Annotated in this window: 10 protein-coding genes; 6 read left to right on the top strand and 4 right to left on the bottom strand. The window is 65.7% G+C overall.

Going from position 1 to position 13455, the window contains the following annotated elements; translation table 11 throughout:
* Positions 1 to 111 precede the first annotated feature (111 nt).
* The 4 genes from FR728_RS03715 to FR728_RS03730 all read left to right on the top strand — a co-directional run bounded on the left by FR728_RS03715 (position 112) and on the right by FR728_RS03730 (position 4371).
* Positions 112 to 963 carry a LysR family transcriptional regulator gene (locus tag FR728_RS03715; protein WP_149891278.1) on the top strand — a complete coding sequence of 284 codons (852 nt, stop codon included), beginning with the start codon at positions 112 to 114 and terminating at the stop codon, positions 961 to 963.
* A 135-nt stretch (positions 964 to 1098) separates the two neighbouring features.
* Positions 1099 to 2325 (top strand): aminotransferase, encoded by a 1227-nt coding sequence (locus FR728_RS03720; protein WP_149891279.1) that lies wholly within the window; start codon positions 1099 to 1101, stop codon positions 2323 to 2325.
* 165 nt (positions 2326 to 2490) lie between these two features.
* Positions 2491 to 3534: an asparaginase gene (locus tag FR728_RS03725; protein WP_149891280.1), complete on the top strand. Its 1044-nt coding sequence runs from the start codon at positions 2491 to 2493 to the stop codon at positions 3532 to 3534.
* A 36-nt stretch (positions 3535 to 3570) separates the two neighbouring features.
* Positions 3571 to 4371, top strand: a complete 801-nt coding sequence (locus FR728_RS03730; protein WP_149891281.1) for a dimethylarginine dimethylaminohydrolase family protein — start codon at positions 3571 to 3573, stop codon at positions 4369 to 4371.
* A 24-nt stretch (positions 4372 to 4395) separates the two neighbouring features.
* Here FR728_RS03730 and FR728_RS03735 read toward each other — a convergent pair whose 3' ends face one another.
* Together FR728_RS03735 and meaB are read right to left on the bottom strand one after the other, a co-directional pair.
* Entirely contained in the window at positions 4396 to 5808 is a 1413-nt protein-coding gene (locus tag FR728_RS03735) for a TIGR03808 family TAT-translocated repetitive protein (RefSeq protein WP_188318777.1), read from the bottom strand.
* A gap of 80 nt (positions 5809 to 5888) precedes the next feature.
* Positions 5889 to 6923 (bottom strand): methylmalonyl Co-A mutase-associated GTPase MeaB, encoded by a 1035-nt coding sequence (gene meaB / locus FR728_RS03740; RefSeq protein WP_149891282.1) that lies wholly within the window; start codon positions 6921 to 6923, stop codon positions 5889 to 5891.
* Between the two features lie 155 nt (positions 6924 to 7078).
* Between meaB and FR728_RS03745 the strand changes: the two genes are divergently transcribed.
* Positions 7079 to 8113, top strand: coding sequence for a phytanoyl-CoA dioxygenase family protein (locus FR728_RS03745; protein ID WP_149891283.1), 1035 nt, complete (start codon positions 7079 to 7081; stop codon positions 8111 to 8113).
* A gap of 68 nt (positions 8114 to 8181) precedes the next feature.
* Here the strand turns inward: FR728_RS03745 and FR728_RS03750 are convergent, their stop codons facing one another.
* Together FR728_RS03750 and FR728_RS03755 are read right to left on the bottom strand one after the other, a co-directional pair.
* Positions 8182 to 8787 (bottom strand): DUF1131 family protein, encoded by a 606-nt coding sequence (locus tag FR728_RS03750; RefSeq protein WP_149891284.1) that lies wholly within the window; start codon positions 8785 to 8787, stop codon positions 8182 to 8184.
* A 236-nt stretch (positions 8788 to 9023) separates the two neighbouring features.
* On the bottom strand, positions 9024 to 10412 hold the full coding sequence (locus FR728_RS03755) for a dipeptidase (protein ID WP_149891285.1): 1389 nt from the start codon (positions 10410 to 10412) through the stop codon (positions 9024 to 9026).
* A 545-nt stretch (positions 10413 to 10957) separates the two neighbouring features.
* Here FR728_RS03755 and FR728_RS03760 point away from each other — a divergent pair.
* Positions 10958 to 13396 (top strand): methyl-accepting chemotaxis protein, encoded by a 2439-nt coding sequence (locus FR728_RS03760; protein ID WP_149891286.1) that lies wholly within the window; start codon positions 10958 to 10960, stop codon positions 13394 to 13396.
* Positions 13397 to 13455 lie beyond the last annotated feature (59 nt).

Genomic DNA, 13455 nt, shown 5'->3' on the forward strand with positions numbered 1-13455 from the left:
GGATGGCTGGACATGCATCGTCAGTCCTTTCATTTTTAACGTGATAAGCTCAATGTGCACCGAACCCGAAGCCGCGTTTAAGTTGGTAAGGTCGAAGGGCGTGTTTCAAGAATGAAACGAAGACTCTCCCTGGATGACGCATCTCTCTTTCTGGCCGTTGCCGATGCCGGAGGGCTTGCGGGCGCGGCGCGCAGGACCGGTGTCAGCGTGCCAACCCTGGGTCGCCGCATGGGCGAACTGGAAAGGGTTCTCGGTGAGAAACTCTTCCAGCGTGGAGCACGGGGTTACAGTCTGACGGCGCGCGGACGTCAGTTTCTGGCGGAAGCAGAGGACTTGCGGCGGCTTTCGGCCCGCCTGGGGAGCTTTGCGCAGCAGGACCGGCAGGTGAGGGTGCGGGTGACCACGGGACACTGGACCGCTCGGTTTCTCGTGGATGCGATCAAGAGCTACTGGTCGCCGGACGCCACCTGGGTGCCCGAATTTGTCGAGGGGGTGCGCACCGTGGATATTGCCCGCCGGGAGGCCGATATCGGAATCCGCAGCCGCCGGCCGGATCAGCCCTGGCTTGCGGGGCGACAGACCCATGTGCTGAATTTCGCCGAATTCGCTGTCTCACCTGATATCGCCGGTTATGTCTTGAGATCGGAAAGCGGCAACGAGACGCCGGCCGGCAGCGAGCGATGGGTTTTGGACAACCGCTCGGACGCGATCGTCACCACGGCCAGCAGCGCCCGCTTGGCTGCCGATCTGGCGCTGGCGGGCGTCGGCCGTATCGTGCTGCCGGTTTTCGCCGGAGCGAGCCTCCCCGGGCTGCAGCAAGTCGGTCCCGTCATCGACGAGCTGACCCGCGGGGAGTGGCTTGTCTGCCATCATGACGGGCGTCACGATCCACCGGTTCGTGCCGCACTGGATGCCATTGCCGCTATTCTGACCGACCGTCGCCTTCGGCCTTCTTCAGTGTGACGAGCGAAAGCATTTCCCATCCCTGAGCCAGCTTGGGAAAAACGATCTCGACGCCGACCATGCGGAGGGCTAGAAGTCGGTTTCAACATGCGTTTTCCCTGAAAGGCGGAGCCTGCTTCGCCGCTGGAGCCTCCCTTGAAGCCGACCAATCCCGTCTTTACCGGTCTGGAAACCACCATCTTCGAGACCATGTCCCGTCTGGCCATGGCCCATGGCGCGGTCAATCTCGGCCAGGGCTTTCCCGATGTGGACGGGCCGGAGGATATCCGCCAGGAAGCCGCACGCGGCCTGATCGACGGGCCGAACCAGTACCCGCCCATGCTCGGCGTCCCGGCCCTGCGCCAGGCGGTGGCCGAGGCGAACAAGCGCTTCTACGGGCTCGACGTCGACTGGCAGACCCAGGTGATCGTAACCTCGGGCGCAACGGAAGCTCTGGCCGACTGCATCTTCGCTCTCGTCCAGCCGGGCGACGAGGTGATCCTCATCGAGCCGCTCTATGACTGCTACCTGCCGCTGGTCCAGCGGGCGGGCGGCACCCCGGTGCGCCTGCGGGTGACGCCGCCGGAGTGGAAGCTGGATCTCGACGCGCTCGCGGCGGCCTTCACCCCGAAGACCAAGGCCGTCCTGCTCAACAACCCCATGAACCCGGCCGCCAAGGTCTTCTCCGACGAGGAGCTGTCCGAGCTGGCGCGGCTCTGTGTCGAACATGACGTCTATGCCATCTGCGACGAGGTCTACGAGCATCTGGTCTTTGAAGGCCTGAAGCATCGCCCGCTCATGACCTATCCGGGCATGGACACCCGCACCCTGCGCATCGGATCGGCCGGCAAGACCTTCTCGCTCACCGGCTGGAAGATCGGCTACATCACCGGGGCACCGAACCTGATCGAGCCGGTGGCCAAGGCCCATCAGTTCGTCACCTTCACCACGCCGCCCAACCTGCAGCGCGCCGTGGCCTTTGGTCTCGCCAAGGACGACAGCTATTACGACTGGCTGGCGGGCGATCTCCAGTCCAAGCGCGACCGCATGGGCAACGGCCTGCGGGCGCTCGGTTTCAACGTGCTGCCCTGTGATGCGACCTATTTCCTCACCGTCGACATCTCCGACATGGGGCTGGGCGCAACGGACGTGGAGGTCTGCCGTCGGCTGGTGGAAGAGGCCGGTGTCGCCACCGTGCCCGTTTCCGCCTTCTACGGGGCGGATGCCCCGGTCAACTTCATCCGCTTCTGCTTCTGCAAGCAGGATCACGTGCTGGAAGAGGCCATCGCCCGTCTGGCCGTCTGGCTGCAGCATCCCGAACAGCGACAGGCTCAGGCCCAGATGATGGCTGCCGCCCAGGCGCGCGGCCAGATGCAGGGCTGAAGCACGGGCCGATCCTGACCGGTAGCATTGCGCCGGTCGCAATTCCCTTCGGAAAACCCTCGGGCAGTCTTGCCGCCCGGGGCTTTGCCTTTCTAAATGACCCCCACGCGCCTTGCCCCCTTCGGGCCGGGCCCTTTCACTGTTTCAGGAACGAAGGGACGAACAATGTCCGACACTGTCACGGCGCCCATCACCGTCGAAGTCACCCGTGGCGATCTGGTGGAAAGCTTCCACCGGGGCCTCGTCTCCGTGGTCAACGCCCAGGGCGAGGAAGTCTGCGCCATCGGCGACACCTCGACCCGCGTCTTCCCCCGTTCCGCCATCAAGGTGCTTCAGGCCCTGCCGCTGGTCGAAAGCGGCGCGGCCGATGCGCTGGATCTCGATGACGCCGAGCTGGCGCTGGCCTGCGCCTCCCACAACGGCGAGGACACCCATGTGAAGACCGCAAGGGTCATGCTGATCAAGGCGGGCCTGAGCGTCGAGGACATGGAGTGCGGCAGCCATTGGCCCAAGCGCATGGAAGACATCGCGGCCCTCGTGCGGGCCGAGGAGGAACCGAGCGCCCTGCACAACAACTGCTCCGGCAAGCACGCCGGCTTCCTCGGTCTGGCCCGCGCCCTCGGCGCCCCGACCAAGGGCTACGTGCTGCCCGAACATCCGGTGCAGCAGGAGATCAAGGCCGTAATCGAGGCCTTCACCTGCGAGGAAGTCACCACCGATGTCTGCGGCACCGATGGCTGCTCGATCCCGACCTATGCGGTGCCGCTGAAGGCCTGGGCCCGCGCCTTCGCCATCTTCGGCACGGGCGAGGGGCTGGACGAAGATCGTCTCGCCGCCTGCGACAAGCTCTATGAGGCCTGCGTCAGCGAACCCTTCATGGTGGCCGGCACCGACCGCTTCTGCTCCGACGTGATGGCGGCCTTCGAGGGCCGTGTCTTCGTCAAGACCGGAGCCGAGGGCGTCTTCTGCGCCGCGATCCCCGAGCTGGAGCTGGGCATCGCCCTGAAGGCGGAAGACGGAGCCAACCGCGCCGCCGAAAGCATGATGGGCGCGCTGCTGGAGGTCCTGATGCAGGACCGCAACGACGAACAGTCGAAGGTGCTCCAGCGCTACACCAATCCTCCCGTTCTGACCCGTCGCGACGTGACTGCGGGCGAGGTGCGCCCGGCGGCCGATTTCGTCGCCGACCTCTACGCCCAGCTCTCCTGAGACCGGACGCAAGCCGAAAGACGAGAGGCAGCATTCATGTCGAAACATCCCGGCCTGTCCTGGAGGTTCACCCACGCCATCACCCGGGTTCCGGCCGAAAGCGTGGCCCATGGCCTCAGGGCAGAGGACACCGGCAACCCGGATCCGCAGGAGTTCCGCGTCCAGCACGCGGCCTATGTCTCGGCGCTGGAAGAGGCGGGGCTGATGGTGGACGTTCTACCCTCGCTGGAGGCCTTCCCCGACAGCTGCTTCGTCGAGGATCCCGCCTTCTGCCTGCCGGAAGGGGCCATCCTACTGCGGCCGGGCCATCCCACCCGCATGGACGAACCGGACGAGATCCGCTTTGCGCTCGAGAAGCGGTTCCGCAAGGTTCTCGATCTGCCAGGCACCGGCCATGTGGACGGCGGTGACATCCTCACCCTCGATGACGAGATCCTGATCGGCCTGTCCGCCCGGACCGACAGGGATGGGGCCGAGGCCTTCGCGACCCTGCTGGCCGAATGGGGCTATTCGGTACGGATCGTCGAAACACCGGCGGGCGTCCTGCATTTCAAGACGGCCTGCTCCACCCTCGGCGAAGATGTCATTCTCGCGACCCGGCCGATGATCGAGAGCGGTCTCTTCGGCGATCGCAAGGTCGTGGCCGTGGCCGATGGGGAGGACTATTGCGCCAATGTCATCCGGGTGAATGACGTGGTGCTGGTGCCCGAGGGCTATCCCGCAACGCTTGCCAACATTCAGGCCGCCGGCTTCCGCACCCGCCTCATGCCGGTCAGCGAGCCGCGCAAGGTGGACGGCGGTCTCTCCTGTCTCTCCCTGCGGTTCAGTCTGAACTGAGCCGCGCCAGAAGCGTGATGGCGATCAGCGGACGATGTTGCCGCTGATTGCCAGATGCGCCCAGTCGCTTGCCTCAGCCAGATCTTGCGTGACCTGATCGGTCCAGCGGTAACCGGCAATTGCCTTGTCCCGCGATGCCTCGATGATGTTGCCCTGAAGCACGGCGCTGCCGGCCTCCTCCACCACCGTGACGGCGATCCCGGTGCCACAGGCGCGCAGCACATTCTGGGACGCGACCACATTGCGCAGATACGGCCCCCAGCCGAGCATCAGGCCGAACTGCGGCGCGGCTTCCACCACATTGCCCGTGACCGTCGTGTCGGCTTCCACCGAGATGCCGATGCCGAAGCCCGCTATTTCCGCCGGATAGGGCCCAATGGACGACAGGTTGCGCACGATGTTGCCGGACACCACGGCCATGCGTCCGCCGTCCAGGAAATTGGCGATGGAGATGCCGGTGGTCGCGCCGTCGACGATGTTGTTCGCGACAATCGCTCCCTCGAAGGCGAATTCCGAATAGATCCCGACCTCGCCCGAGCGCAGGCACGAGTTGCCGATGATCTGCACATTGGAGCCGGAATTGGCGCGGATGGCGGAAAAGGCGCAGTCGGCGATGCGATTGCCGCTGATGACCACCCCATGGGCGCGGAAGACATTGATGCCATTGCCCCACTGGCCGGTGCCGCCATGGCGCGAGGCGATGCGCTCGACCCGGTTTCCCGACACCAGCGTGCCGTCCTCGCCGTCGGACCAGCGGTGGATCCAGATGCCGCCGGCAGCGCAATCCTCCACCACATTGTCGGTGAGCGACAGGCCGGTCGCCTCGCGGGACCAGATCCCCGCTTCCGCCGCGCCGCTGAAGCGGCAGTTGCGGATCGCACCGGAACTGCGGGTGAGGACGAGCGCCGATTTCGCCGAGCCGGAGACGGCGCAGTCGGTCATGGTCAGCCCGGTGACCGAGGAAAAGTCGAGCAGCCCGTCGGCCTGATCCCCGATCGACCGGTTGCCGCCGTCGAAGACAAGGCCCGAGAGGCTGATGTCGGAGACGCCCTCCGCACTTGCGAGTACGCCGCCACCCCCCTGATAGATCAGGCGCGTGCGCCCCGGAACCCCGACGATCAGCGTGCCCGAGGGCAGGCGCAAGTTGGCGACCGGATAGGAGCCGGCCGGCAGGAATAGCGCCTTGCCGTTCTGCACCGCCGTGTTCAGCGCCCGCTGGAAGGCGGAGGTCTGGTCGTCACTGCGATCCGGCTCCAGGCCGAGATCCGGCGCATCCAGGGAGCCGCGCAGATCCGCGATCCGGAAGGCGGCTCCGGCGGGGGCGGAGAGGCCTGTCCCGAAAAGGCACGCGGCTGTCCCGGTAAGGAACAGACGCCGGCTCACGGCGGGACGGTCGGACGCGCGGGCGGTGCGCAGAAGGGGCAGGATCCGGTTCATGCCCCAATCGGAGCAAGCGCCATGCCGTCATTGGGGCCGTGATTTGGGGCTGTGATCTGGGGCGGCCGGCCTGAAGCGCGTCAGAGCCCGATCAGGGCGGCGATATCCTCCACTGCGGTGGAGGTGGCCATGTCTCCCCGGCGCACGGCGTCTTCCAGAGCGTGCAGCCGGGCGCTGCGCTCGGGCGTGGAGGTGAGGGCTTCGGTGAGGCGCAACCGCAGGAGATCCCACATCCAGGCGACCTGCTGTCCGGCGCGCCGCTCCTGCCAGGCGCCCGTCGCGGTCAGGCGGTCCCGGTGCAGGCAGATCTGCTGCCACATCACGTCGAGCCCCTCGTTGGCGAGCCCCGAGATGGTGATGACCGGGGGCGACCAGTCGGGCGAGCGCGGTGCGAGAATATGCAGCGCCGCGCGATAGTCGGACGCGGCGGAGCGGGCCCGGACTGCTCCGTCGCCATCGGCCTTGTTCACGGCGATCATGTCGGCGATTTCCAGCACGCCCTTCTTGATGCCTTGAAGCTCGTCTCCGGCGCCCGGCAGCATGAGCACGAGGAAGAAATCCACCATATCGGCCACGGTGGTTTCCGACTGGCCGATGCCGACCGTCTCCACCAGGATCACGTCGAAGCCCGCCGCCTCGCACAGGAGCATGGTCTCGCGGGTCTTGGCGGCGACCCCGCCCAGCGTGCCCGCCGAAGGGGAGGGGCGGATGAAGGCGTTCCGGTCCACCGCCAGCTGCGCCATGCGGGTCTTGTCGCCCAGAATGGAGCCGCCGGTGCGCGTCGAGGACGGGTCGACCGCCAGCACGGCGACCTTGTGGCCGGCGGCCGTCAGATTGGAGCCGAACGTGTCGATGGTGGTCGACTTGCCGACCCCGGGCACGCCGGTAATGCCGATGCGATGCGCGTTGCCGGTGAGTGGCAGGATCTCCTGCACCAGTTCGCGGGCCAGCGCTCGGTGTTCGGCCTTGCGGGATTCTACCAGCGTGATGGCGCGGGCGAGCAGCGCCCTGTCGCCGGCCCGGATGCCTGCGGCAAGCGTCGCCACGTCCGGCAGGCCCCTGGGGCGAGCGGTGGCGGGCAATGGTCTGGCGGGGGTCGCTGGTGTCTCCTGCATGACCCGAGACTTAGCCGATCCGCGATGCGCTTGTCACCCGGAACAGACCGGTGCGCGATGACACTTTGGTTCAAGCCGGCATGCAAGAAGGGGCTTGGAGCCAGCCCGCGCCGTGCTACCCTTTGGCATCGCAAGCAGGTCGGGGAAGATCGGGAATGAAGGCCTTGAGTTATCTGAACGCGCCCCTTTGGGTGCTCGGCGTGTTCGGAGCCGAGAAATCCTATCGCAAGAACCCGATCCTCGGATCGCCGACCCTCAACCGCTGGGGCCTCCATCGCAAGCGGGTGGAGATCGCCGAGGCGCTCGCCGCCTTCCGCCGGCAGAGGTTGGCGGCCAGCCTCGACCCGCAGCAGCGCAGTTTCTTCGACGCCAACGGCTACATGGTGATCGAGAATTTCCTTGAGCCCGAGACCTATGCCGCGCTCCTGCGCGAGACCTCGGAAAAGATCTTTCCGGCCCGCGAGATGCGCCAGGGCCAGACGGTGACCCGCATGACGCCCCTGCCGCCGGAGGTGCTCGACCACAATCCTGGCCTTGCGGCCGCCGCCCGCGATCCGCGCGCTAAGGCGATGATCCGCTATGCGGCGAGCCAGGGCGGCCAGCCCCATTGTTTCCTGCAGACCGTGATCGCCGAGCCGAGCCGGAAGGCGAAGGATCCCCAGACGGATGTCCACTCCGACACGTTCCACGCTACCGCCAAGGCCTGGCTCTTCCTGCAGGATGTGGGCGAGGAGGATGGTCCCTTCTGCTTCGTGCCTGGCTCCCACCGCATGACGCCCGAACGGCTGGCCTGGGAATACGAGCAATCCCTTTCGGCCAGCTCGGCAAAGGACGGGCATCATGCCTCAGGCTCCTTCCGCATCGGGCTAGATGCACTGGCGGGTCTGGGTCTGCCGGCCCCGGTGCGCATGGCGGTCAAGGGCAACACGCTGATCGTCGCCGACACCCACGCCTTCCACGGCCGCACGCCGAGCGAGCGGCCCACGATCCGCGCCGAGGTGCACTGGCACCACCGCCGCAATCCCTTCCTGCCCTGGACGGGGCTGGATCCGATCGCCCTGCCGGGCCTGCGGGAGAGGGAAATGAACCTCTTCCTCGCGATCTCGGACCTGCAGGAGCGCTATCTCCGTCAGCAGCACATCTGGAGGGATGTGGGAGCGGTCGCCCTGCGCTCGCAAGCCCACGTGTGAGCATGCGACGCCGGGCCCCGAGGGCCTGGCGCAGACGATCAGTTAAGGATTGGGGAGTGTTTCCCCCGTCAGCCCTGGGGCTGCCAGAGGATGCGCTGGAGCTGGGAATCCTGCAGGGCGATATCCGGCGGAAGCTGGTCCCAGGGGCCGGTGTACTCGGGGATGGCGAAGACCAGCTTCACGTTCGGCGCCTTCTTCGCGTTGCAGATGGCCATGCCGCGCCACAGATCCTTGCCGACCCGGCAATCCCGGCGGTTCATGCCGATCTGGTAGAAGCTCTGGCCAATGCGCTCGCCATTGGGGCCCGCCAGATGGTGGGTCACGCCATGCACTTCCCGCACCTTGCCGTCGGCTCCCTTGAACACCTGCAGCACCTGGAACCCGTCGGAGTTGAAGGCGGCCGTCACCCATTCCGTGTTGCTTTCCACGGCGGTCTGGACGCCTTCGGTGGTCATGCCCGGCAGGGCGGCCTCGATGGCCTTGGCATTGTAGGGCGTGTCGGGCGTGATGCCGCCAACCGCATCATTGCTGATCTGGATGAGCGTGACATTCGAGACGAGAGCGGCCGAGCTGCCCGAGGCGCTCTGGAAATCGGCAGAAGGGGAGCAGGCGGCAACGAGACCGGCGGCGAGGGCGAGACAAGCGACGTTCAGGCCGTTCAGCGGCAAACCCATGAGACCAATCAACTCCGGAATTCATGTCTTCGGCGCACCGGGCGGTGCAGGCAGGAATTGCTGATACCACCGGTGAGGTTTGCCTGCAAATAATGGTTAAGGCCTTGTCGGCAGGTCGCTTTCCTGACGTTGCGGCATCATGGGGATGGCCTGTGGTGAGCGGGGAGTGAAACGCAAGAGGCCCCGGAGTGTCCTCCGGGGCCCTTGCAATCGCGTCATGAGGCGCCTTGCGCGGCTCAGTCCTTGGCCAGCTCTTCCAGAACACGGGCCCAGGAGCGGATGCCCTTGTGGAACGAGGTCAGGTTGTACTTCTCGTTCGGCGAGTGGATGCAGTCGTCATCCAGGCCGAAGCCGATCAGCAGGCTGTCCATGTCGAGCATGCGCTTGAAGTCGCCGACGATCGGGATCGAGCCGCCGCAGCCCACGAGCGCGGCGGTCTTGCCCCACTCGTCGGTCAGGGCCTTCTCGCCCTTCTTCAGGGCCGGATGGTCGAAGTCGAGGCGCAGGGCCGGGGAGCCTTCCTTGGCGATGAAGTCGACCGTGCAGTCGGCCGGAACCTTGGAGCGGACATAGGCCCGGAAGGCTTCCTGCACCTTGACCGGATCCTGATCGCCCACGAGGCGGAAGGTGAACTTCGCGTGGGCTTCCGCCGGGATGACGGTCTTGGAGCCGGCGCCCTGATAGCCGCCCCACATGCCGTTCACTTCACAGGTCGGACGGGTCCAGATGTGCTCGAGCGGCAGACGGCCCTTTTCCCCGCGCGGATATTTCAGGCCGATCTCGCCGAGGAAGGCTTCGGCCGAGAAACCGAGCTTTTCCCACATGGCGGTCACTTCAGCGGGAACCTCGATGACCCCGTCGTAGAAGCCGGGGAGGGTGATACGGCCATCTTCGTCGTGCAGTCCGGCGATGATGTTGGCGATGATGTGGTTCGGGTTCTGGGCCGCGCCACCATACATGCCCGAGTGAAGGTCGCGGCTGGCAGCCTTCACGATGATCTCGTCGCCCACCATGCCGCGCAGCATGACGGAAATGGCCGGGGTTTCCGCGTCCCACATGCCCGTGTCGCAGACCAGCGCCAGATCGCAGGCCAGCTCGTCGTGATTGGCCTTCAGGAACGGACGCAGGGACGGCGAGCCGCTTTCCTCTTCGCCTTCAAAGAGCACGCTCACGTCGACCGGAAGGTCGCCGGTCTCTGCGATGAAGGCACGCGCTGCCTCGACGAAGGTCATCAGCTGACCCTTGTCGTCCGCCGAGCCCCGGGCCACGATCATCTTCGTGCCGTCGGCCCTGGTCACGATGGTCGGCTCGAACGGATCCTGGTTCCACAGCTCCAGCGGGTCGACCGGCTGAACGTCATAGTGGCCGTAGAAGAGGACATGGGGGCCGGGCTTGCCGGACTTGCGATGGCCCACGACCATCGGATGTCCCTTGGTCTCGCGCACGCTGGCCTCGATGCCGATGGAGGTCAGTTCCTTGGCCAGCCATGCGGCGGCTTCGGCGCAGTCGGCCTTGTAGGCCGGATCGGTCGAGATGCTCTTGATCTTCAGAAGATCGAACAGGCGGTCGAGGGACTGGTCGAGATCGGCGTCGATCCGGGCCAGAACCTTGTCGATGGTGCTCATCGGGCGTCCTTGGGGCTGGGGGCCCGGCGCCGGTGCGCGGGGCCCTGGAAAATGACGGGGCAGCGGGGCTGGGCAGGCGGGCTGTCGCCGGCGCACCTGCTGCCAAGGCTGTCGCCATTGTTCATATCGGCGGTGAAAGCGCAAATTCAAATCCGGAATGGATTGGGGACAGGTCCCGATGGATGCGCATGTCTGGACTGAGCCTCACGGGGGCGGTCTCGCGCTTGGGTCAGGCCCTCCGCCGCCTTTTGACGCGCGCGCAGCCTTCTCCCTTTCCGCCGTCGCGAATCGCCGATTTTCCGTTCTGCGTCTCGTTTACGGAAGGCGTGTCTTGCGGCACTGCGGAGCAGCGGATGGAAGAGGTTATGCTCTGCAACTGTGACCTGCAAGAATTGACGATCCTTTTGTTTGGAAAGACAGATTGCGCCCCTACGTTGCACTGCAATAAATAGGAGGTCATACCGATATGATATCTTAAGGTTTTATAGAGTCTCGCGTGATTAAGTCTTGGACAAAAGAGGTCTTGATACCGAAGGCAGTCCGCAATGCTCCCAGCCCTGAGACTATCCCGCAAGGTTCCGATTCTGTTCGTGGCCGTGTCCGCCCTCGTGGCTGTCGGCATCGGCGCGGCCAGCTATCTGACCTCTGCGTCCAGCGTGGTCAGCCTGACGAAGAGCCGGTTGCAATCGGCCGCGGTTCAGGGGCGCGACGACCTGGTGGAGTATCTCGACGCGATCCGGCAGGACCTGCTGCTCGTGGCGGAGAATCCGGGCACGGCATCTGCCATCGGCGACCTGACCGGTGCCTGGACCCTGTGGGCTCAGTTCGGCGGCAATCCGGAAGTCGAGCTGGTCAAGGGCTATGTCACCGAGAACCCGTTCCCCGTCGGCGAGCGCCAGAAGCTCGACAAGGGCAACACCGGGTCCGGTTATGACGCCATTCACGCCAAGTATCACCCGTGGTTCCGCAGCCTGCAGGAGACACGCGGCTACTATGACGTCTTCCTTTTCGATGCCAGGGGCAACCTGATCTACAGCGTCTTCAAGGAGACCGACTTCGCGACGAACTTCAACGCGGACGGCGGTGGTCCCTGGGCTATGACCGGCCTCGGTGATGTCTACCGGCGAGCGATGGAGATGTCGGAGCCTGGCAACGTGGTCTATTCCGACTTCGCCTTCTACGGCCCCAGCAACGATGCCCCGGCCAGCTTCATGGCGACCCGGGTTGCCAATGGCAACGGCGAGACGGTGGGTGTTCTGGCCTTCCAGATGCCGGTGGATCGGATCAACAACGTGATTTCGCAGGTCAGCGGCCTGGGCGCGTCCGGCGAGCTGCTGCTTGTCGGTCAGGACCGATATCTGCGCTCCGAGAGCAGGTCTTCTGGCACGGACGGCGACGTTCTCAAGACCAAGCTCGATGATCCGATTGTCAGCGAAGCCTTCGCCAAGGGCAAGGCGGTCGGAGAGACCGTATTCTTCGGCGGAACCGAAGTTCTCATGGACGTGGAGACCTTTGACTATTTCGGTCATACCTACGCGCTTGTCGCCTCTGAATCCCTTGAGGAAATGGCGGCCCCTGTCGTCGACCTGCGCAATCGCATGCTCATCGTGGGCGCGCTGCTCCTCGTCATCGCCTCGGCAATCGGCCTCTGGGCGTCCCGGTCCATCACCGGCCCGATCAATCGCATCGTCAAGGCCATGGGGGACCTGGCAAGGGGCGACGTGAACGTGGCGCTCGATCTCAACCGGACCCACGACGAAATCGGCGAGATGTTCCAGGCCGTCGAGATCTTCCGGCAGAATGCGGTCCAGCGCGAGCTTCTGGAAACCGTGGCCACGAAGGAGCGGGCGCGAGAGCGCAAGCGTCAGGAAGCCATGGAAGAAACGATCGCCCGCTTCCGGGGAACCATGGCCTCCAGCCTCGACACGGTGAACGAGCAGATGTCGCGCATGAAGGACAGCGCCGCGACCCTGGAGGATGTGGCGAGTTCTGCTGCGACCCAGTCCGGCGAGGCGACGCTTTCCACCAACGAGGCCTCGCAATACGTGGCGACCGTTGCCTCGGCCACCGAGGAGATGACGGCGACGGTGCAGGAGATCGCCAAGCAAACCGGCAGCGCCCGCGAGATCGTTGACCGGACGGCAGAGACCGCCCGCGCCTCCGACGAGAAGGTGGCGGCCCTGTCCCAGGCGGCCGAGCACATCGGCTCGGTCATCAACCTGATCCGTGACATTGCCGAACAGACCAACCTCCTGGCCCTCAACGCCACCATCGAGGCCGCGCGCGCCGGTGAAGCGGGCCGGGGCTTCGCGGTCGTGGCCTCCGAGGTCAAGCAGCTGGCCGAGCAGACCTCCAGGGCGACCGACGAGATTTCCAGCCAGATTGCCGGCATTCAGGACTCTGTGCGCGACGCCGCCGATTCCATCGCCGAGATCGCCGAGCGCATCACCGAGGTTCAGACCCTGACCTCCAGCGTGGCCGGTGCGGTGGAAGAGCAGCATGCAGCCATCAGCGAGATCGCCCAGTCTGCCCGCTCGGCCTCCGATGGTACGGGCGCCGTCACCCGCAATATGGACAGCATCGCCGATTCCGTGCGCCACACCTCGCGGGAGGCCGGGTCCGTGAACTCGGTCGCCGATCTGGTCACCATCGCCAGCCGGGGCCTGACCTCGGAGGTGGAGGATTTCCTGAAAGGCGTCGTCGCCGACGTTGAAGCCCGCCGCCAGAGCCTGCGCGGGGCGGTGAACCACGAGGTTCTGGCCAAGTCAGAAGACGGCCGGCGCCAGCCTGCGCGCCTCCTCGGCGTCACCGTCAGCGGCGGTCAGCTGCTGGGGGCCGAAGGGCTCGAGGTGTCCAGCACGGTGACCCTCGTCCTGCCCGACAAGCGCGAACTCATCGCCAAGGTGACCGCCGCGACCGAGGACGGCTATGACCTGACCTTCCCGACCCGGCTTGCCGAGGCCGACGCCCTGATCGCTGCCTGATGCGATACCCTGCGGGTGCCCTCGGGGACCCGCACATGGGGCGCCGTCATCAACCGCCC

Origin of the sequence: Roseibium aestuarii, from assembly GCF_008477545.1 — a bacterium.
Classification (GTDB): Bacteria; Pseudomonadota; Alphaproteobacteria; order Rhizobiales; family Stappiaceae; genus Roseibium; species Roseibium aestuarii.

Bases quoted from the DNA above. Each gene is read 5' to 3' on its own strand.
- FR728_RS03715 (WP_149891278.1), top strand. From the start codon at position 112: ATGAAACGAAGACTCTCCCTGGATGACGCATCTCTCTTTCTGGCCGTT.
- FR728_RS03735 (WP_188318777.1), bottom strand. From the start codon at position 5,808: ATGAACCGGATCCTGCCCCTTCTGCGCACCGCCCGCGCGTCCGACCGT.
- FR728_RS03745 (WP_149891283.1), top strand. From the start codon at position 7,079: ATGAAGGCCTTGAGTTATCTGAACGCGCCCCTTTGGGTGCTCGGCGTG.
- FR728_RS03750 (WP_149891284.1), bottom strand. From the start codon at position 8,787: ATGGGTTTGCCGCTGAACGGCCTGAACGTCGCTTGTCTCGCCCTCGCC.
- FR728_RS03730 (WP_149891281.1), top strand. From the start codon at position 3,571: ATGTCGAAACATCCCGGCCTGTCCTGGAGGTTCACCCACGCCATCACC.
- FR728_RS03755 (WP_149891285.1), bottom strand. From the start codon at position 10,412: ATGAGCACCATCGACAAGGTTCTGGCCCGGATCGACGCCGATCTCGAC.
- FR728_RS03760 (WP_149891286.1), top strand. From the start codon at position 10,958: ATGCTCCCAGCCCTGAGACTATCCCGCAAGGTTCCGATTCTGTTCGTG.
- FR728_RS03725 (WP_149891280.1), top strand. From the start codon at position 2,491: ATGTCCGACACTGTCACGGCGCCCATCACCGTCGAAGTCACCCGTGGC.
- meaB (WP_149891282.1), bottom strand. From the start codon at position 6,923: ATGCAGGAGACACCAGCGACCCCCGCCAGACCATTGCCCGCCACCGCT.